Origin of the sequence: Paludibacterium yongneupense DSM 18731 (assembly GCF_000422925.1) — a bacterium.
In the GTDB taxonomy this organism is placed as follows: Bacteria; Pseudomonadota; Gammaproteobacteria; order Burkholderiales; family Chromobacteriaceae; genus Paludibacterium; species Paludibacterium yongneupense.
The window spans coordinates 1-20,167 of sequence record NZ_KE383962.1; the positions used below are offsets into that span (position 1 = coordinate 1).

Annotated in this window: 17 protein-coding genes, 1 tRNA gene and 1 riboswitch; of the genes, 15 read left to right on the forward strand and 3 right to left on the reverse strand. The window is 60.4% G+C overall.

What is annotated here, in order from left to right; all coding sequences use genetic code 11:
- From metK to metF, 3 genes are all read left to right on the forward strand, one after another.
- Positions 1 to 671 (forward strand): methionine adenosyltransferase (metK, locus tag G520_RS0119975; protein ID WP_028537199.1); only part of this gene is annotated, 671 nt, incomplete at its 5' end.
- A 22-nt stretch (positions 672 to 693) separates the two neighbouring features.
- A riboswitch (S-adenosyl-L-homocysteine riboswitch) is annotated at positions 694 to 759 on the forward strand.
- 64 nt (positions 760 to 823) lie between these two features.
- Positions 824 to 2,221 carry an adenosylhomocysteinase gene (gene ahcY / locus G520_RS0119980; protein WP_028537200.1) on the forward strand — a complete coding sequence of 466 codons (1,398 nt, stop codon included), beginning with the start codon at positions 824 to 826 and terminating at the stop codon, positions 2,219 to 2,221.
- 65 nt (positions 2,222 to 2,286) lie between these two features.
- Positions 2,287 to 3,123 (forward strand): methylenetetrahydrofolate reductase [NAD(P)H], encoded by an 837-nt coding sequence (gene metF, locus G520_RS0119985; protein WP_028537201.1) that lies wholly within the window; start codon positions 2,287 to 2,289, stop codon positions 3,121 to 3,123.
- 30 nt (positions 3,124 to 3,153) lie between these two features.
- On the opposite strand, the gene G520_RS0119990 is transcribed toward metF, so the two are convergent.
- On the reverse strand, positions 3,154 to 3,642 hold the full coding sequence (locus G520_RS0119990; RefSeq protein ID WP_028537202.1) for an Lrp/AsnC family transcriptional regulator: 489 nt from the start codon (positions 3,640 to 3,642) through the stop codon (positions 3,154 to 3,156).
- A gap of 167 nt (positions 3,643 to 3,809) precedes the next feature.
- On the opposite strand from G520_RS0119990, the gene G520_RS0119995 reads away from it, so the two are divergent.
- The 9 genes from G520_RS0119995 (at position 3,810) to G520_RS0120035 (ending at position 13,532) form a co-directional block, all read left to right on the forward strand.
- Positions 3,810 to 4,562 (forward strand): phenylalanine 4-monooxygenase, encoded by a 753-nt coding sequence (locus tag G520_RS0119995; protein WP_028537203.1) that lies wholly within the window; start codon positions 3,810 to 3,812, stop codon positions 4,560 to 4,562.
- A 21-nt stretch (positions 4,563 to 4,583) separates the two neighbouring features.
- Positions 4,584 to 5,657 carry a 4-hydroxyphenylpyruvate dioxygenase gene (gene hppD, locus G520_RS0120000; protein ID WP_036666699.1) on the forward strand — a complete coding sequence of 358 codons (1,074 nt, stop codon included), beginning with the start codon at positions 4,584 to 4,586 and terminating at the stop codon, positions 5,655 to 5,657.
- 9 nt (positions 5,658 to 5,666) lie between these two features.
- Positions 5,667 to 6,794: a homogentisate 1,2-dioxygenase gene (locus G520_RS0120005; protein WP_028537205.1), complete on the forward strand. Its 1,128-nt coding sequence runs from the start codon at positions 5,667 to 5,669 to the stop codon at positions 6,792 to 6,794.
- On the forward strand, positions 6,791 to 7,801 hold the full coding sequence (locus G520_RS0120010; RefSeq protein ID WP_028537206.1) for a fumarylacetoacetate hydrolase family protein: 1,011 nt from the start codon (positions 6,791 to 6,793) through the stop codon (positions 7,799 to 7,801). Before G520_RS0120005 ends, G520_RS0120010 begins: the two co-directional genes overlap by 4 nt.
- 122 nt (positions 7,802 to 7,923) lie before the next feature.
- Positions 7,924 to 7,999: transfer RNA gene (locus G520_RS0120015), tRNA-Phe, on the forward strand.
- A gap of 366 nt (positions 8,000 to 8,365) precedes the next feature.
- Complete coding sequence (locus tag G520_RS0120020; RefSeq protein WP_028537207.1) at positions 8,366 to 9,319, forward strand: helix-turn-helix domain-containing protein; 954 nt, start codon at positions 8,366 to 8,368, stop codon at positions 9,317 to 9,319.
- A 200-nt stretch (positions 9,320 to 9,519) separates the two neighbouring features.
- A complete protein-coding gene (locus tag G520_RS0120025) occupies positions 9,520 to 10,956 on the forward strand; it encodes an APC family permease (RefSeq protein ID WP_211222888.1) in 1,437 nt (478 codons plus the stop codon).
- 53 nt (positions 10,957 to 11,009) lie between these two features.
- Positions 11,010 to 12,371 (forward strand): aminotransferase class III-fold pyridoxal phosphate-dependent enzyme, encoded by a 1,362-nt coding sequence (locus G520_RS0120030; RefSeq protein WP_246542687.1) that lies wholly within the window; start codon positions 11,010 to 11,012, stop codon positions 12,369 to 12,371.
- Between the two features lie 15 nt (positions 12,372 to 12,386).
- A complete protein-coding gene (locus G520_RS0120035) occupies positions 12,387 to 13,532 on the forward strand; it encodes an iron-containing alcohol dehydrogenase (protein ID WP_028537210.1) in 1,146 nt (381 codons plus the stop codon).
- Between the two features lie 322 nt (positions 13,533 to 13,854).
- Here the strand turns inward: G520_RS0120035 and G520_RS0120040 are convergent, their stop codons facing one another.
- Positions 13,855 to 14,862, reverse strand: a complete 1,008-nt coding sequence (locus G520_RS0120040; RefSeq protein ID WP_169449864.1) for a DAPG hydrolase family protein — start codon at positions 14,860 to 14,862, stop codon at positions 13,855 to 13,857.
- Here G520_RS0120040 and G520_RS24165 point away from each other — a divergent pair.
- Positions 14,861 to 15,481, forward strand: a complete 621-nt coding sequence (locus G520_RS24165; RefSeq protein WP_169449865.1) for a TetR/AcrR family transcriptional regulator — start codon at positions 14,861 to 14,863, stop codon at positions 15,479 to 15,481. The two genes, G520_RS0120040 and G520_RS24165, sit on opposite strands and share 2 nt — an antisense overlap.
- A gap of 356 nt (positions 15,482 to 15,837) precedes the next feature.
- On the opposite strand, the gene G520_RS0120050 is transcribed toward G520_RS24165, so the two are convergent.
- Positions 15,838 to 16,851, reverse strand: a complete 1,014-nt coding sequence (locus tag G520_RS0120050) for a zinc-binding alcohol dehydrogenase family protein (RefSeq protein ID WP_028537212.1) — start codon at positions 16,849 to 16,851, stop codon at positions 15,838 to 15,840.
- Between the two features lie 209 nt (positions 16,852 to 17,060).
- Here G520_RS0120050 and G520_RS0120055 point away from each other — a divergent pair, with 209 nt between their 5' ends.
- Both G520_RS0120055 and G520_RS24170 read left to right on the forward strand, forming a co-directional pair.
- Positions 17,061 to 17,981 carry a LysR family transcriptional regulator gene (locus tag G520_RS0120055; protein ID WP_211222889.1) on the forward strand — a complete coding sequence of 307 codons (921 nt, stop codon included), beginning with the start codon at positions 17,061 to 17,063 and terminating at the stop codon, positions 17,979 to 17,981.
- Between the two features lie 473 nt (positions 17,982 to 18,454).
- Positions 18,455 to 20,104 (forward strand): methyl-accepting chemotaxis protein, encoded by a 1,650-nt coding sequence (locus G520_RS24170; RefSeq protein ID WP_051229552.1) that lies wholly within the window; start codon positions 18,455 to 18,457, stop codon positions 20,102 to 20,104.
- Positions 20,105 to 20,167: the final 63 nt, after the last annotated feature.

A 20,167-nucleotide genomic window follows, 5' to 3' on the forward strand; every position in this document is an offset into this window, starting at 1 on the left:
CGAAAAGCCAGATCACCTGCGTCTACGATTCGAACACCGGTCTGCCCAAGCGTATCGACACCGTGGTGCTCTCGACTCAGCACAGCCCGGACATCGATCACAAGACGCTGACCGAGGCCGTGATCGAGGACATCGTGAAGCCGGTGCTGCCGCTGGATATGCTGACGGCCGAGACCCGCTTCCTGATCAACCCGACCGGGCGCTTCGTCATCGGCGGCCCGATGGGCGACTGCGGTCTGACCGGGCGCAAGATCATCGTCGACACCTATGGCGGCGCCGCGCCGCACGGCGGTGGCGCGTTCTCAGGCAAGGACCCGTCCAAGGTCGATCGCTCCGCGGCCTACGCCGGCCGTTATGTGGCCAAGAATATCGTTGCCGCCGGTTTGGCCCGTCAGTGCCAGATCCAGATCTCGTATGCAATCGGTGTGTCGCAGCCGACTTCGATCGCGGTTGACACCTTCGGTACCAATGCCGTCCCGAATGAAGTGATTGTGGAACTGGTGAAGCGTCACTTCGACCTGCGCCCGAAGGGCATCATTCAAATGCTGGACCTGTTGCGCCCGATTTATGGCAAGACGGCGGCCTACGGCCACTTTGGCCGCGAAGAGCCCGAGTTCACCTGGGAGCGCACCGACAAGGCGGAAGCACTGCGCGCCGACGCCGGCCTGTAACATCGACCACGACGCTTGAAGGCGTCCCGGGAAGCGCTGCGAGACGATTGTCGTCCCAGGCCCGGCCATGAAACGGCGCTTACCTGACAAACCGTGCCGGACACGGGATGCGGGTGAGTGCATCCCAACCGGCCTCGTGCAAGGAATCCACGATGGCTGAATTCACTGATTTTCACGTTGCCGACATTTCCCTGGCCGCCTGGGGGCGCAAGGAACTGGCGATCGCCGAAACGGAAATGCCGGGCCTGATGGCTCTGCGCGCAGAATACGGCTCCGACAAGCCGCTGGCCGGCGCCCGTATCGCCGGTTCACTGCACATGACCATCCAGACCGCTGTGCTGATCGAAACGCTGGTCGCTTTGGGGGCCGAAGTGCGCTGGGCGTCCTGCAACATCTTTTCGACCCAGGACCACGCCGCTGCCGCTATCGCCGCTTCCGGCATTCCCGTGTTCGCGTTCAAGGGCGAGTCCCTGACCGAATACTGGGAGTACAGCCATCGCATTTTCGAGTGGGGCGATACGACCGCCAACATGATTCTCGACGACGGCGGCGATGCCACCCTGCTGTTGATGCTGGGTTCGCGCGCCGAGAGCGATCGTTCCGTCATCGCCAAACCGGCCAATGAGGAAGAAACCGCCTTGTTTGCCGCTATCGCGCACCATCTCGAAATCGATGCGCATTGGTATTCGCGCCGCCTGGCCACGATCAAGGGCGTGACCGAGGAAACCACCACCGGCGTGCATCGGCTGTACCAGCTGCAAAAAGAGGGGCGCCTGCCGTTCCCTGCGTTCAATGTCAACGATTCGGTCACCAAGTCCAAGTTCGATAACCTGTACGGCTGCCGCGAGTCCCTGGTCGATGGCATCAAGCGCGCCACCGATGTGATGATCGCCGGCAAGGTTGCCGTCGTCGCCGGTTACGGCGATGTTGGCAAAGGCTGCGCGCAAAGTCTGCGCGGCCTGGGCGCGACGGTATGGGTCACCGAAATCGATCCGATCTGCGCGCTGCAAGCGGCGATGGAGGGATATCGCGTCGTGACCATGGATTGGGCGGCAGACAAGGCCGACATCTTCGTCACCTGCACCGGCAACGTCAATGTGATCGCGCACGACCATATGGCGGCGATGCGCAATCAGTCCATCGTCTGCAATATCGGCCATTTCGACTCCGAAATCGAAGTCGCCAGCCTGCGCCAATATCAGTGGGACAATATCAAGCCCCAGGTCGACCACATCATCTTTCCGGACGGCAAGCGCATCATCCTGCTGGCCGAAGGGCGGCTGGTCAACCTCGGCTGCGCGACCGGGCACCCGAGCTTCGTGATGTCCAACTCCTTCACTAACCAGGTTCTGGCACAGATCGAGCTGTTCATCAACGGTGCGGCCTATCAGCGTCAGGTCTATGTGCTGCCCAAGCATCTGGACGAGAAAGTGGCACGCCTGCATCTCAAGCGCATCGGGGTGGAACTCACCACGCTGACTGCGCAGCAGGCCGATTACATCAGCGTGCCGCAACAAGGTCCGTACAAGCCGGACCACTACCGCTATTGATGTACCCGTGGCGGGCGACGCGAGTCGCCCGCTTGTTCCGTTTCCGCGACAGGCGCCCGTGATCGATGAGTGACTCAAAACCGACTTTCAGCTTCGAGTTTTTCCCGCCCAAGACCCCTGAAGGCGTGGCCAAGTTGCGTTCCACGCGCCAACAGCTGGGGCAGTTGCGCCCGCAGTTCTTTTCCGTTACTTTCGGCGCCGGTGGTTCCACCCGCGACGGCACGCTGAGCACCGTGCTGGAAATCCGCTCCGAGGGGCATGCGGCCGCCCCGCATCTGTCTTGCGTCGGTTCCACGCGCGATAGCGTGCGCTCTATCCTGTCCGAATACCGACAGCACGGCATCCGCCACATCGTTGCCCTGCGCGGTGACATTCCGTCGGGCATGGTCGAAGTCGGCGAGTTTCGCTACGCCAACGAACTGGTCGAGTTCATTCGCGCCGAGCACGGCGATCACTTTCATATCGAAGTCGCGGCTTATCCCGAGTTCCATCCGCAGGCGCGTTCGGCCGATGCCGACCTGGACAACTTCGCCAACAAGGTGAATGCAGGGGCGGACTCGGCGATTACCCAGTATTTCTTCAATGCGGACGCCTACTTCCGTTTTGTCGACGAGGTCCGGGCGCGCGGGGTCGATATCCCCATCGTGCCGGGCATCATGCCGATTTCGAATTTTTCGCAGATGTGCCGTTTTTCAGACAGCTGCGGCACGGAAGTGCCGCGCTGGCTGCGTCAGCGCATGCAATCATACGGCGACGATGTGGCCTCGGTGCGGGCGCTGGGTCTGGATGTGGTGACCGAGTTGTGTGATCGCCTGCTGACGCATGGGGCGCCAGGGCTGCATTTCTACACGCTGAACCAGGCCGGGCTCGTCTCGACCGTCTGGCAGCGGCTCGGCTTGTGAACAACTGCTCCGCCTGCGGGCGGAGCGACCCTATTCCTGCGCCTGAAGCTGTTCCAGCGGCAGCGCCGTGGTGTGTTTGTATTCCTTGAGAACGAAGCTGGAGCGGACGTCCTCGATTCCGGGTTGCTGCATCAACTCGTCCATGACGAAGCGCGAAAAGTGCGCCATATCCTCGAAGTAGACCTGCAACAAGAAGTCCATGTCGCCTGTCATGGCGAAACAGTTGATCACCTCCGGCCAGCCTTGCACCGCTTCCAGAAACTGCTGGGTGAGTGCATTGCCGCGTTTCTCCAGCGAGACGCGCACGAAAGCCTGCAGGCCCAGTCCGATCTGGCTTGGGTCGAGCAGTGCCACATAGCGCTGGATCACGCCCGATTCTTCCAATTGTTTCAAGCGTCGCAGGCAGGGCGAGGGCGACAATGCCACTCTTTCGGCCAGTTCGACATTGGTCAGTCTTCCGTTAAGCTGAAGTTCGGCCAGGATTCGCAGATCCGTCTTGTCCAGCGAAAGGCTTGGCATGGTTTTTCCTTTGGATTCAGTGTGGTGCAATTTTGTTTTTAGGTATCGCAAAATAGTGGCATCAAAGCAAGGAAATTGCCAATAGCGTTACCTAGAATAAAACACCTAATCGTGCCCGCAGGGCTCAGGCCGCGGCGTCGGCCTCCGCTGCGGGGCAGGAGGTCAGCATGGGCGAGCGCGAAACACGGCGGTTCTGGCCGGACATCCACGAAGTGGCCTCTCCGGTCTATAGCGATGCCGAGAACCGTACCTGGGCGACTCTGCTGAGCAGCCAGCGCAGCCTGTTGCCGGGACGGGCCTGCCGCGAGTTTCTCGCCGGCATCGAGCGCCTCGATTTCCCGGATGACGAAATTCCCCGCCTCGCCGACATCAGCGATCGCATCGAAGCGTGTACCGGCTGGCGACTGCGCCGGGTCGATGGCGTCGTGCCGGACGGTGAATTCTTCGAGATGCTCGCGCAGCGTCTGTTTCCTTCCACGGATTATATCCGGCGCCAAGAGGATATCGGTTATACCCCGGCTCCCGATATTTTTCACGAACTGCTCGGACACGCTCCCTTGCTTACCGATGCGCGCTTTGCCGCTTTTTTTCAGCGCATGGGCGAGGCTGCGGTCGAGGCCGCCGCGCGTGGGCACCCGGCGCGCGATCTGCTGCCGCATCTATACTGGTATAGCGTCGAATTCGGCCTGATCCGCACCCGCGACGGCTTGCGCATCTATGGTTCGGGCATTCTGTCGTCGCCGGACGAAGTGCTCTACTGTTTGTCGGGTCAGCCGACGGTGCTGCCGTTCGACATGGCCGCGGTCGCTGCGACGCCCTACGATATCTGGCATATGCAGGAGACCCTGTTCGCAATCGACAGCTTCGCCTGGCTTGAAGAAGCATTCGCCGAATGGTGCCGCGCCGTTGGCCTGGAATGACGGCACAGGAGGACGTAGATGATGATGAAGCCACACCCGAGCAATCCCCTGATGACGGATGGTTTCGAGTTCGTCGAGTTCACCGCCCCTGACGCGGCCGGGCTCGAGGCGCTCGGCACCCTGTTTTGTGCGCTCGGCTTTCGTGCCGAGGCGCGCCACCGCAACAAGAACATCGTACTCTGGCGCCAGGGCGATATCCGTTTTCTGCTCAACGGCGAAACCGAGGGGCCGGTGGCGGCGTTCGCCGCCCGGCACGGCCCGTCTGTCAGCGGCATGGCATGGCGGGTTAGCGACGCGAGGCGCGCATTCCTGTACGCAGTCGAGCACGGCGCGGTGCCGCATGTGCGCCCGCGCGGCGTGAGCGAACTCGAGATTCCGGCGATTGAAGGCGTCGGCGGCTCGGCCCTGTTCTTCGTCGACCGCTTCGGCGGGAATTCCCTGTTCGACATCGACTATATCGAATGGCCCGATGTCCTGCCTGGCAACGACTGCGGCTTGCTGGCTATCGATCACCTCACGCATAACGTGCATCGTGGCGAGATGGCGCATTGGGCCGCCTTCTACCAGCGCATCGGCAACTTCCAGCCTGTCCGTTACTTCGACATCGAAGGCAAGCTCACCGGGCTGGTGTCGCAGGCGATGACCAGCCCATGCGGCAAGATCCGCATTCCGATCAACGAATCGAGCGACGATTCGAGCCAGATCGAGGAGTTCTTGCGCGATTACCACGGAGAGGGCATTCAGCATATCGCCTTGTCCTGCCGCGATATCCACGCCTCGGTCGAAGCCTTGCGCGCGGCCGGCGTCGCCTTCATGGAGACGCCCGACAGCTACTACGCGCGGGCGGACGAGCGCGTGCCTGGGCATGGCGAAGATCTTGCGCGCCTGATGCGCAACCGCATCCTGGTCGACGGTGCCCCCGCCAATGGCGAGGGGCTGCTGTTGCAGATCTTTACCTGCCCGGTCATCGGGCCCGTTTTTTTCGAAATCATTCAGCGCAGGGGCAACGAGGGCTTCGGCGAGGGCAATTTTCGCGCCCTGTTCGAAGCGATCGAGGACGATCAGATCCGACGCGGTGTGCTCGGCCCGGGTTGAGGAGGGGAGATGCAGAAATGGATACATTACCCCCTGCGAGCAGGAGAATCGTCGGCGCAAGCCCATGCCGATCTGCCTGCGGCGGGGCCTTACGAGCGAGAAGTCGGACGCGAGGGGTTCTTCGGTCCGGCGTCGCATGTGCACCACCGCCATCCTCCAACCGCGTGGAGCGGATGGGAAGGGCCCTTGCGTCCGCGCGCCTATGATCTGTGTCGCGTCGCCGACGACGGGCAAGGTCCGTGGGACGCCGTCGAATTGATCGGCAACGCGCATTGCCGGCTGCGGATGTGGACCTGCTCGACCGCGATGACGCAGCTGTTTCGCAATGGCGATGGCGATGACCTGCTGTTCGTGCACGAGGGCGAGGGCGAGCTGTTCTGCGACTACGGCCACCTCGGCTATCGCGCCGGAGACTATCTGCTGATTCCACGCTCGACGATGTGGCGGCTCGAACCTGCCGCCCCCAGCCGTCTATTGCTGATCGAGGCCGTCAACGGCGCCTACCGTCTGCCCGAGCGCGGCCTGCTTGGCGCGCACGCCCTGTTCGACCCGGCCGTGCTGGCCGTGCCCGAGATCGACGACAGGTTTCGCGCGCAGCAGACCGAGGAGGTGTGGCAGGTCGTGATCCGGCGACGTGGAGCGCTGTCGACGGTGACGTATCCTTTCAATCCGCTGGACGCGGTCGGCTGGCATGGCGACCTGTCGGTGTGCAGGCTGGCCTGGCGCGATATCCGGCCGCTGAACAGCCACCGCTACCATCTGCCGCCGTCGGCGCATACGACCTTCGTCGCCGACCGCTTCGTGGTCTGCACCTTCGTGCCGCGACCGCTGGAGACCGATCCGGGCGCGCTGCACCTGCCTTTTTTTCATAATAACGACGATTTCGACGAACTGATCTTCTATCACGCCGGATCTTTCGTCAGCCGCGACAACATCCATCCCGGCATGCTGACCCTGCATCCCTGTGGTTTTACGCATGGGCCGCACCCGGCTGCCTGGCGTGCCGCCGGCAGCCGCAGCGCCACCGACGAAGTCGCGGTGATGATCGATGCGCGCGACGCGCTCGAACCCGCTGCCATGCTCGCTGCCGCCGAGTGGAGCGGCTACGTCGACAGCTGGAGGGAGGTGCGGGCATGAAGCTGGCCACCTATGACAACGGAGCGCGCGACGGTTGCCTGATGCTGGTCAGTCGCGACCTGACGCGCGCGTGCGCGGCCGGCATCGTTCCGACGCTGCAGGCCGCGCTCGATCACTGGGATGAGGTGGCACCCGTGCTGGAAGCCGACTATCGCGCGCTCAACCGGGGCGAGTGCGACGAGAGTCGGCCTTTCGACCCCGTGCACTGCCTGGCACCGCTGCCGCGCGCCTACCAGTGGGCCGACGGCAGCGCCTATCCGCACCATGTCGAATCGGTGCGGCGCGCACGGGGTGTGCCGATGCCGGAACGCTACTACGACGATCCGTTGCTGTATCAGGGCGGCTCCGACTGCTTTCTGCCGCCCTTGTCGGTGCTGGAACTGGCCGACCCGGCCTGGGGGCTGGATTTCGAGGCCGAAGTGGCGGTGATCACCAGCGATGTTGCGCAGGGCGCTGATCCGGCGCACTGCGCACAGGCGATCCGCTTGCTGATGCTGGTCAACGACTGGAGCCTGCGCGAGTTGATTCCGGCCGAATTGGCCAAGGGTTTCGGCTTTTTCCAGGGCAAGCCCGCCTGCAGCGCATCGCCCTTGGCGGTAACGCCAGACGAGGCCGGGGCAGCCTGGCGCGACGGGCGCCTGCATCTGCCGATGCAAGTCGAACTCAATGGCCAGCGCTTCGGCCATGTCGATGCCGGTGCGGGCATGCATTTTCCGTTTCCGCGTCTGCTCGCGCATGCGGCGCGAACACGCCGGCTCTCGGCGGGCACCGTGCTCGGCGGCGGCTCGGTTTCCAGCCCCGAATCCGGCAGCGGCGAATGCTGCCTGATCGAGCGGCGCATGCGCGAACTCATGGAGCAGGGGGCCGTGCTTACCCCTTATTTGCGACCCGGTGACCGGATCCGTATCGAAATGCTCGATGCCGGAGGTGGCAGCGTGTTCGGCGCGATGGAGCAACTGGTGGTGGCATCCCGGGGCGCGGTAAAATCGCCTCCGGCAAATTATTGATGCAGAAGGGAAATAATTCGCCGCTTCTTTTTTGTCGTTGAAACCGTGCAAAACGTCTTGACGAAGGCCGCGGCCTCTGGTTAAATGGCGACCTCTGACAACGCAGCAGCGTTGAAACAGAAGGCCAATTAGCTCAGTTGGTAGAGCAGCGGATTGAAAATCCGCGTGTCCTTGGTTCGATTCCGAGATTGGCCACCAGAATTACCAGAAAAGCCAGTCCTTATGGGTTGGCTTTTTTGCGTTTGCGCTTCGGGCCCTCCGCGCGATGGGGCAATGCCGGTCCATGCCGGTTTCTTCGGGCAGGTCGAAAACAGGCATTTCAGAGAGAGCAGGGGCGCTGTGCTGTGACACAACTTGAGTGTCCCCTTGCTACGGCTTGATGCCGTCATGGCTGCGCCCACCGGTTGAATCCGCAGGCCATTGCGGGCATTGCTGGATCGCACTGGCTTCGTCGGTTATGGAATGGTCGACTGCCGTAAGCTGTAATGCTGCGCAGAATGTCCGTATTTTACGGGTGGTCTGTTTCTTGCTCTCTTACGGCGTATGTCCTCATGGGAGAACGCCATGTCAACGCTCCCCAGCGTCCTGACGGATGCGGCCGGATGTGACGTTCGGGTCGCTTCCCGCATCCGCGACTTGCATGATCATGCCCGTCTGTTCAGTGACTGGAACCTGCACTATGACCAGATTTCATGTGGCCGTTTTGAGGGCTCCATCTGTGAAGCACGGCTGGATGGCATACAGATTGTGCAAGAGCAGCTGTCACAATCCGTATTTCAGACCGGGCCGGCTCGCCCGGGAACCATTAACCTCGGGGTGTTTCGCACCTTGTCTGGCGAGGCTCGCTGGTCTGGGAAATTACTGACGCTAGACCATGTAACCTGCCTGGGGCAAGCGTCCGAACTCCTGTTGCGCACACCGCAAACCAGCCATTTGCTTATGATTAGCTTGCCATGCTCCATGCTGGGGTTGGATCAATACCATTGCCCGCCTGCCACGGTAGAAAATCGCGCCCTGGCAGAAGGGCTGCGCCAGCGTATCGAGTCGACTCTGCTGGCCATGATGCATCATCCGCTGGTTTTTTTATCCAGCGCGGCCAGGCGTCAGTTCTGTAGTGATGCGACTGACCTGGTGGCCGCTTATCTACGCGTTAGCAGCCCAGATCGAGAGCGCATGGCGTTCAGCAAGGCACGCCGGGTTGTGAGTTGCACGCGCGAATTGCTGGAAGCGTCTGGAGAGCAGATTTTGACTGTGGATGATCTCTGCAAGAAAACCTACACCTCGCGCCGGACCCTGCAAAATTGCTTTGAACAAGTCACCGGCATCAGCCCGGCTGCTTTCCTGAAAATCATCCGTCTTAATAATGTACGAAACGACTTGTCACGGGCTGGAGGCCAGGTCCGGGTCAGCGATGTCGCGACCCGCTGGGGATTCTGGCATTTGTCCCAGTTTGCCGTTGATTACAAGCGCCTGTTTGGTGAGCAACCGCGGCAGACCATCCGTGCCTCTCGCCTCTGAAATCTGATTTCCGACCGAGACTGGCCGGCATGGATTCCCCCCCACTGCTTCCCTCCTGTTTTTTTGCACAAAAAAAGTGATTTGTGCTTCATTTTCATGCGCTTATGCACTCAGACTGAGCGTCAGAAATATTGCCATATTTCGATAACCGGTTTGCATCTACATCGCGATACTAGAGCGACAAACTCATCGGAGGATGAATGATGCAAACAAGTAATCAACTAAAAAAGAATAGTCTTGGATTGTGGTCGATCATCTTTTTTGTGATCGCAGCCGCCTCTCCATTGACTGGTGTGGTCGGTGCTGTTCCGGTGGCTTTCTTTGCTGGAAATGGGGCCGGTGTGCCAGGGGTCTTTGTGTTGGCCGGTTTGATCTTGCTGGTGTTTTCTTTTGGCTATGTGGCGATGAGCCGCCATATCGTCAATGCTGGCGCATTTTATTCTTATATCGCCATTGGCCTGGGGCGCAAGTGCGGTGTTGCTGGCCTGAAGGTGGCTTTGCTGGCTTATGCGACGATTCAGTTGTCGGTAGCCGCGATGTTCGGTTTTTTTGCGCAGATGTTCGTGCAGGAGCATTTTCAGATCAATCTGCCATGGTGGGCCTATAGCCTGGCCATGCTGGTAACGGTCATGGTGCTGGGGGTGCAAAAAGTCGAACTGGGTGGCCGTCTGCTCGGGGTGCTGATGCTGATGGAGATCTGTGTGGTGCTACTGACCGATATGGGTTTGCTAGCGCATCGTCCGGCTTCGTCTCTGGAGTTTAGTTCCTTCCTGCCTTCCGTCGCTACGCATGGGGCAATGGGGGTGGCTCTGATCTTTGCGATTGGTTCTTTTGTTGGTTTTGAAGCGACGGCTATTTATTCCGAAGAATGCCGTAACCCGGAAAAAGCCATCCCACGCGCAACGCTGTTGGCCGTGATCCTGATTACCGTTTTTTTCGCTTTTACCACATGGGTGTTTGTTCAGAGCTGCGGTGCCGCGCAGGTGGCGGCGCTGGCGAGCAAGGACCCGGGACACTTTGTGTTCCAGCTGGCACACCAGGCGCTTGGTCAATGGGCTGTTGAAGCGATGTCCGTGCTTCTGATCACTAGCTTGTTTGCCGCAACGCAGGCATTTCATAACACGATGTCACGCTATCTATTCGTGATGGGGCGCGAAGGCTTTATGTGGTCAGGCCTGGCGACTATTCACAAGATTCATGGCACTCCCTATGTCGCCAGCACCATTCAGACTGCGGTGATGCTACTGGCGGTGCTTGTAGCCGCTGTCGCCAGGCTCGATCCGATGTTATCGGTGTTCCCCTTCATGTCGGCGATTAGCACCATGTCCATCCTGTTGTTGCAAGGTGCAGTCTCAGTGGCTGTCTTTATGTTCTTCTTGCGTAACCCTCGTCTTGGTGTTTCGGTCTGGAGCGCCCGTATTGCCCCGGTGTTGGCCACCGTATGCATGTTTGGAGCTCTGGCCAAGGTGATCCAAAACCTGGATGTAATGAGCGGTTCTTCGTCTCCACTGATCTTCCTGCTGCCTTATCTGGTGTTTGGCGTGGCGTTGCTGGGGTATCTGTTGGCAGTGCTGCTTAACCGCTTTTTTCCCGAACGTTATGCCCGGCTTGGTCAATTGGTTGAAAGTCTGGATTGATCTGCTGTCTCCACGGCGCTGCCTCTTATTACTCAAAGACAGGAGTACCCCAAATGAATGTGCGTGCTAGCAGTGAAATGACGTCTGTTGATTACAAGTTCTGGCATCCAATGTGCCACCCCGGGGAGTGGAAACAACGTGAGCGCCTGCAGATCGTTAAATCGGAAGGTTTGTACGTCTGGGATGAAAAAGGCAACAAAATGCTCGATGGCTTTGCCGGCCTGTGGTGTGTGAATATCGGCCATGGCCGCCCGGAAGTCAAAGCCGCCATTAGCAAACAGATGGATCAGCAGATTTATGGCCAGATGTTCGAAGGGGTCATGCATCCGCGCGCGGCTGAACTGGCAGAAAAACTGGTGCAGATGACCCGGCAGGAGGATATGGCGCGGGTGCTGTATGGCACAGGAGGTTCGGATGCGATCGAAACGGCGCTGAAAGTAGCGCGCCAGTATTGGCGTACTCAAGGTATGCCCGCACGCACTAAATTCATTTCGTTGAAAAATGCCTACCATGGGGTGCATTTTGGTGGCGCATCTGTCAGTGGCATCAATGCCTTCAGGTTGAATTATGAACCAGGTCTGGGGGGATGCACCCAGATTGATACGCCATGGCTGTATCGCAATCCGTGGACTGATGATCCGGAAGAATTAGGGCGCATATGTGCGAACCTGCTGGAAAGAGAAATTCAGCATCAGGGCCCGGAAACGGTGGCTGCGTTTATTGCCGAACCGGTACAGGGCGCGGGAGGGGTCATCGTGCCTCCGGCCAACTACTGGCCGTTGGTGCGCGAGATTTGCGACAAGTATGGTGTGCTGCTGATTGCAGATGAAGTGGTCACCGGATTTGGCCGCAGTGGTTGCATGTTTGGATCCCGCGGCTGGGGGGTCAAGCCGGATATCATGGCACTAGCCAAAGCGCTGACTGCAGGTTATATCCCCCTGTCGGCCACCCTGCTTAACCACCGCGTTGCTGATGCCATCGAAAAGAATACCGATTTCAATGGCGCCCTGATGACCGGGTATACCTATGGCGGACACCCGCTGGGGTGCGCTGCAGCGCTGGCCGTGCTGGATATCGTTGAAAAAGAAGACCTGCCGGGAAATGCGGCAAGTGTCGGCAGCTATTTGCTGGAGCGCCTCAAGCCATTTGAGCAGAATTACCGTTCTGTTGGCAATGTGCGTGGCAAGGGGCTGATGCTGGCGATTGATTTGGTGTCTGACAAGCAAACCCGTGAAATGCTCCCCCCAAGCAGCGATCTGACCTGGAGGCTGGCTGCGGCAACACGTGAGGCGGGTGTCGTGGTTCGCCCCGTTGGTTCCAAGCTGGTAATCGCTCCGCCGCTGGTGCTGGATCGGGACCATGCCGATACCATTGTCGGTGCCCTGAAGCAGGCACTCGACCGCGTGGATCGTTGATTAAGGGGAGGGCGTATGGAGTTTGCTTTTGGCATTCCCGGATTCGTGCGTTTTGGCCCCGGAATCTCGGCAAAACTGGGGGAGCTTGCGGCAGGAATGGGAGCGAAAACGGCTTTTGTCCTGTCCGATCCGGGGGTTAAGGCGGCAGGGCTGGTCGATGCTCTGCTGGGCTCGCTGCAGGCGGCAGGCATTGACATGGTGGAGTACGACCAGGTGAAAGCCAATCCGCCGGACGTACAGGTGGAGGAGGCCGCACAGCTGGCACGGGCCACTAATGCCGATGTGGTGGTGGCGATCGGAGGTGGGAGCACGATCGATTGTGCCAAGGCGGTGAATATTCTGCTGACCAACCCGTCACCGATCCGCTTGTACGAAGGTTTTGATCGGGTGAAGCATCCGGGGCGGCCGTTGATTGCCATTCCTACGACATCGGGAACGGCCAGCGAAGTCACGACGGTCAGTGTGGTGACGGATACCGAGCGGACGCGCAAGATGGTGATTGGTGGTCAGTTTGTTGGTCCAACGCTGGCATTGGCCGACCCGTTGCTGACTGTTGGTCTTCCTCCGACTATCACTGCATCGACCGGCATGGATGCCCTGACTCACGCCATCGAGGCCTATGTGTCTCGGGCCGCGATGGTGCCGACCGATGCGCTGGCACTGAAGGCGATCGAACTGATCAGTCAAAATTTGGTGCGGGCTTTCGAGCATGGCGATGATATTGAGGCGCGCTCCTCAATGGGGCTGGGAAGTATGATGGCCGGGTTTGCCTTTAATTCGGCAGCACTTGGCCTGGCGCATTCGATTGCCCATCCACTGGGAGCGCATTGCCATCTGGCTCATGGCGTAGCCAATGCGATTGTCCTGCCCGAGGTGATGGCCTTCAATGCGCCAGCCGCATCAGGCAAGTTCCGATGCATTGCCAACGCCATGGGGTGTAATGTACACGGGCTGAGTGATGCCGGTGCCGCTCAGGCTGCGGTAGATGCGGTTCGTGCACTTAATCGGGCGCTGCAGATCCCGACGCTGTCTGCGTGTGGTATTGACCGAGACGTGTTTGAACGCGTAGCCCGGGATGCGCTAGAGGAGGTTTCTACCAGGTTTAATCCGCGTAGCCCTACGCGGCAGGATGTGCTGGCAATACTGGATCAGGCCTATTAGTCACGGAGGCGCAAAAGAGCCTGTTGCTGCAAAGCGATGCGGCAACAGGCTTTTTTTCATTGAGCTGCTCTGCCGAGCCACTACCGCCATGGCCATCGATACGGACTGGGTCGGACCTGGCCTGTCTGAGACATCAATGGCTATGCTCCGATGTGAAAGTCGCCACTGCTCGTCATGGGCTTGAGCGACGACTCCGGTCGGACAGCAGCCGTCGCCACGGCGACGGCTGCTCGTTGCCTCGCGCGCCTTTTCACCTGGCTGGCTGCTGCGCACGCATGGCTCGGTTTCCCCGTTTCCATCCGGCGATACGCCATCGCGCCGACTATGGCGTATCCCGGAACTCTTCGAAAAGCGGCGGCAGGAACGAGGCAAGATGATTCATCTCGGACGCGCAGTGGTAGATCATGTCGGGTCCGATGACACGCAGCTGTTGCCAGGCTTCGGGCGGGAATTTGAAATCCTTGACCTGGGCTTCCGACATCGTCGCAATGGCCCTGCCTTGCGGGCTGGATAACGATTCCGGCGGCAGATCCAGTAGCTGAAAGTCATTGAAGATGAAGCGGCTTCGCATTTCTGCGCCATCTTCGGTTGCGCGCACCTGGTGGATCAGCCAGGCGCTCGACACCGGCAGGCTGGTCGATCCGCCACGAGCCGCGATGACGGTCGATCCGGGCCGGCTTTTCTCGAAACCCAACCGTATCGGGTCGATGAACCTGACCGTGAGATCACTGCGTTTTTCGCCCAGGTATTCGTCGACATAGCTGACATTGTCGATATAGCGCTGGCGGTCGGTCAGAGAGCGATCGGCACTCCGGTCTTCCCCTATTCCTGCGTAGTAGTGCGCATCCGGGTGCCAGAGCTTGTAGCGCGTTGTATCGCTGCTATGCCAGCCAAACCACCAATCCCACATCTCGCCGGTCACCCCCGGCATGTTTGTCAAAATGGATATCATGATCTTGCCATCGTCCAGAATGGTATAGCCGGTTTCCATCTTGCCGTAGCCGGGACGAGACAATATGCTCGCAGCCTCATTCAGCGAGAAACCATATTCCGATGGCGAGGGGCCCGCTGCCAGCGCTTCCAGTACATGTGGCTGGACGGGCAGCGTGTCTCCCTTGAAGTAGTGCGCCCACGGTTTTTTCCTATCCTCGTCCCGGTAGCCCAGATATCTGGCTTCAGAGCCGTAGGAGGCGGGCAAAGGGTTGCGGTCGGCTTTCGTCGTTGCATAGTGCATGGCGATATCCTCATTCTGTGTAAAATATGAATTTGAATTCACATTCATGTTAATGCTAGCATTTAACGACATCAAGTCAAGTTTCGAGGCACGCATGACGCATTCACGACCACCCCAGCAGGAGCGTAGCCGGGCAACCCTCGAGCGAATTCTTGCGGCAACGAATGAACTCGTTTCCGAGTCGGGGGTCGCGCCCTTGACGATAGCGGCTGTCGCGGCACGGGCGAAGGTCGCTGTCGGCAGTATCTATACCAAGTTTTCCAACAAGCAGGAGCTGCTCGCTGCGGCTTACGACAAGTGGATTGAGCAAGGCAGTGCCGAGGTTGATGCCGAGCGCACGCTCTGTCTCGGGGGGGCGTGCGAGTTTGATGCCTTCGTCGATGCGCACGTGATTGCAGTGACGCGGCTTTTCCAGCGTCACGCCCGTCTTATCCGGGGCTTTGCCTTGAGCGATGTCGAAAGAGGCTGCGCGAGCCAACTGCAGCAAAAAGCAAACCGGGCTTTTCTGGCATTGACGGAGCCTGTCATTTTTCATCCCTTGCGCCCGGCGACGGCGACGGATTCTGCGATTGCGCTCGTTCGACTCACCATCCAGGCAACGCTGGAGTGGCGCGTTTTGAACACCTCCGACGCGCAGGATGTCATCGAGATGGAATGGTCGACTCTGGCCGATCAGCTATCGAAGATGCTGCGCGGCTATCTGGGTCCGCCATGATGTGATGCCAGTTGCATGCCGGACGCGATGAGATGACGGCCGCTATTCATCATGGACGAAGCCACTGTCGGAACGGGCGCCAATCGCGCCGCGCCAGGAGCGGGGAGTGAAGCGCGCGGGTCGGGCAGGCGTCGCGGCGACGCTCTTTGGCCCGAGGTCCGCGACCCGCCCCGGATGTCGCCGGGCAGCCGTGCGGACAGGGGCTTGTCCAGGGTGCAGGCAACGGGCGGGCAACGGGCGGGCGAAGCGCACGAGGCGGCGCCACGGAGTCGGGAACGGGGAAGCCGGCCGCGCCCTTGCCCCCCGGTGTCCTGGCGCCGGATCGAATGTGCCCGACTTCAGATTTGCGTGCCCGCTCAAACGGTTTCCAGGACGATCTTGCCACGCGCATTGCCCTGCTCTATCCGTGCATGCACCTGCCTGAGATTCTCGGCATTGATCCCCTTGATACGCTCAGTCAGCGTCGTCCTGACTGTGCCGGCATCGACCAGAGCGGCCATCTTGCGCAGGATGTCATGCTGGCGGGCAAGGCTGGGTGCCTTGAAGAGCGAACGGGTAAACATCAGCTCCCAGTGCACCGACAAGGACTTGGCCTTGAACGGGACGATGTCCAGGCTCTGCGGGTCGTCTATCAGTGCCAGCTGGCCTTCGGCGCGCAGGACCTCGACAATCTGCGCCAGATAGGCTTCAGTGTGGTTGAGCCCGATGACATGGGTCACGTCGGCAAACCCCAGGGCGGCGAGTTGCGCTGACCAGGGCTGGTGATGGTCGATCACATGATGAGCGCCGCATTCGCTCGCCCAGGCCCGCGTTTCCTCGCGCGAGGCCGTGGCAATGACGGTCAGGCCGGTCAGGGCGCGTGCAAGCTGCAACAGAATCGAGCCGACCCCTCCCGCCGCGCCGACCACCAGCAAGCGATTGTCCTGTGCCGGGTCGGCATGCTGAACCTTCAGCCGATCGAACAGTAGCTCCCATGCCGTCAGACTGGTCAGCGGCATGGCGGCAGCCTCGGCGAAGTCGAGGCTCGCCGGTGCCGGCCCCGCAATGCGTTCGTCCACCAACTGCAGTTCGGAATTGCTGCCCGGGCGGTTGATCTCGCCGGCATACCAGACACGGTCGCCTGCTTTGAAGCGGGTCACCTTGTCGCCGACGGCGCGTACGATGCCTGCGGCATCCCAGCCGAGTATTCTGGCCTGCCCGGCTGGCGGTTGCGCACTGGCCCGGACTTTGACATCGACCGGATTGACCGAGACGGCATGGACTTCAACGAGCAGGTCGTGCCCGGTTGCGAGTGGTGCGGGAAGTTGAATGTCGACTAAAGAGTCGGCGTTATCGACGGCCTGGGGGGTGTAAAAACCGACAGCTTTCATTGTGCTGCTCCTGAGTGGGGAATAGAAATCGGAAAGTACCGGTGAGGGCTTTCCGTGGGCGTCCCTGTCAGGGGACAGCCATGGGGCAGGCAGCCGGCTAGTCAATGCTTGCCGATTTGCCGGCAGACATGCCATCGGGGCATGGTATGAAATTGCCAGTTAGCGTGAAACGTGCAAAATTGTGAAACACTTTCAAAAAAATCACGAAAATGATGGTAAGACTCGATGACCTTCAGGTTTTCATCCGTGCCGCCGAGGCCGGCAGTTTCTCGGCCGCCGCGCGGGAACTCGACCTGAGTCCAGCGCTGGCAAGCGGCTCGATGCAGCGTCTCGAGCAGGCGCTTGGCGCGCGTCTCTTCGTGCGGTCGACACGCCGGATGCGCCTGTCCGAAGACGGCGAGCGGTATCTGCCGCATGCCCGGGCGATTCTGGAGGCCGTGGCCGGCGGGAGGCAGGCGCTGTTGCAAGGGCGTGACGAGATCGAAGGCCCCTTGCGCCTGTCGATTCCTTCCGACCTTGGCCGCAATGTCCTGCTGCCGTGGCTGGACCAGTTCCAGCAGAGCCATCCCGGGCTGACATTGCATCTGCACATGAGCGACCAGACGGCTGACTTGTTCCGCGAGTCGGTGGATGCCGGGATCCGTTACGGTCAATTGGCGGATTCGAGTCTGGTTTCCCTGCCGCTGGTGCCGTCCAACCGGCGGACCCTGTGTGCGTCTCCCGCCTACATCGAACGCCACGGCGCACCCCGCACGCCGCTGGATCTGTCCCGCCACAATTGCTTGCGCTATGTAATGGGTGATCAGACATTTGAACGCTGGAGTTTTCATCTGCCGCAGGGCATCCAGACGGTCAGCGTCGCTGGGGATCGCGTCAGCGACGATGCCGATGTTGTCCGGCGCTGGGCGCTGGCCGGGCTGGGAGTGGTGTACAAGTCGCGGCTGGATGTGTGGCCGGATCTCCAGGCGGGGCGCTTGCTCGAACTGTTCCCGGCCCATTACGGCCAGCCTTCGCCATTGCAGTTGGTCAGCGCTCATCGCAGCGCGCTGACGCCTGCCGTTCAGCAGCTGAAAGCGTTCTTGACGGATTGCTTCGCCAGGCAACAGGCCTCGCTTCCCCGACTTCCATAAGCCACAGGCGCTGCACCGATTTGAGGCCGGGGACTGCGTTGCCGGTGACCGCCACGGTGTGTTCCCGCAAGAGCGCCCGCCTTTGCACCACAGTTGTGCGGTGGCGGTATTTAGCGTGCCCTTCTGCGTTGTTTAGAATATTAATCGGATTTTAAGAATTATTGATTGTGACGTTGGAATATAAATTACATTAGGATCATTTTTCTTGCGCAGTTTATGAAGACAATTGGCCGATATAAGGCGGTTTGTGTTGATATTTCGTCAGTCGATGGCATGATTTCTGCTATGTAGCTTGTTGAAATAACAAAGTAAACATAAACAAGTAGTCTTTCGGAATAACAAAGTAAACATGGCTGACGTTCGAAATATTGAACAGAGCGGCGCTCTGCGCTCGGCGCCGTCCGCTTCCGGGAGCCGTGTTATTCAGATGGACTGTCATCCGCCTGCACTTGCACAGCGGAAAGGGGATCAACATGTCGCAACTGGGATTCAAAGCCAGCATGCGCCTGCTATTGGCCGCACTGCTGATCGGCATGGCCGGTTTTGCCGCGGCCTCGTTCTGGGCGATACACACGCTCAAAGTCAATGGGCCCATCTACGCCCGCATCATACAAAGCAAGGACCTGGTCGCCGATATTCTGCCGCCGCCAGCCTATATCATCGAAGCCAATCTGGTCGCGCACCAGCTCATGCGAGCCGCAACGGCCGGGGACCGGGCTGCCCTGCTGCAGCGAATGGCGACGCTGGAGCAGGAGTTCGACGCAAGCCATCGCGGCTGGCGCGCATCCGATCTGCCATCCGCGATCAGGACGCCTCTGGTCGATCAGGCTTTCCCTACGGGCAAGGCCTTTTTCCGGCTCGCGCACACGGATCTGCCTGCCCGTCTCGATGCCGGCGACGCGGCTGGCGCGCTGCAGGTGTTCAATCAGATGCAGACGATATACCAGCAGCACCGGCAGGCCATCGATGCGGTTGTGACCGCCTCCAACGCCTACGGCGATGCAACGGCGCAGGAGGCGGCCCAATTGGACCGCACCTTGACCTGGGCGCTGATCGCGACCTTGTCGCTGATTGTCGGCATTGGCCTGTTGCTGGGCTTGTCCATCATTCGTCGTCTGATGCGGCAGCTGGGCGGCGAGCCCGGGTATTCATCCACGGTCGTGCGCCAGATCGCGGCGGGCGACTTGTCCGCTGCGGTCGATGTTAGCGCCGGCGATACCCACAGCCTGCTGGCGAGCATGAGCGACATGCAATCCCGGCTGGCACAGGTGCTGGGCGGGGTCAGACGCGGCACCACGCAAATGCGCGAAGCCGCGCAGGCGCTGGCAGGGTCGATGGAAACGATCAACCAGAACAGTCAGACCCAGTCAGAGGACAGCGGCGCTTCGGCTGCTGCGATCGAACAGCTGTCGGTCAATATCCACAGTCTGAGCGAGCAGGCGCAGGGCGTGGCCGTGCTGATGAAAACGGCGATAGGACTGAGCGGCAATGGCAATCGTCTTGTCGGCCAGGTGCACGATGGGCTGTACTCGACGCTGGACGAGTTGCGCCAGTCCAGCGGCGATATCGAATCGCTGGAAAAACAGGCCGCAGCGATTTCGGCGGTGACGCGCGTGATTGGCGAGGTCGCCGAACAGACGAACCTGCTGGCGCTGAACGCGGCGATCGAAGCGGCGCGCGCGGGCGAGGCGGGGCGGGGTTTTGCCGTGGTGGCGGATCAGGTGCGCGCTCTGGCGCAGCGCACGGATGAGGCGACACGGGAAATAGCAGGCATGACCGTCGACATCCAGCGCTATGCGCTGGCCGTGGTCAATCTGATGCATCAGACCATTACGCGGCTGGAAACGGGGACCGGACAATTGCTCGAAGCCCAGCAGGTGTTGAGCGCGTTGGACAAGGACGCACGCACCGTCGACCTCAGGATGCAGGAGGTCGAGCTATCGCTGGGCGAGCAAAGCCAGGCGGGCGAGTTGATGGCATCGAGCATCGCCAGTATTTCGGGGCGGGCCCAGGATAACCACGCCATCATCAACCAGGTCGAGACCGAAAGCGAAATGCTGCTGCGACTGGCCGGTAATCTGGCCGACAGCGTTGCCCTGTTCCGGCTTCCCGCACACAGCTGAGCGGGGCGCGTGCCCCAGACGGGTGCGCCGGGCCGCGCCCTTGTGCCGGGGCGCGGCGCCTCG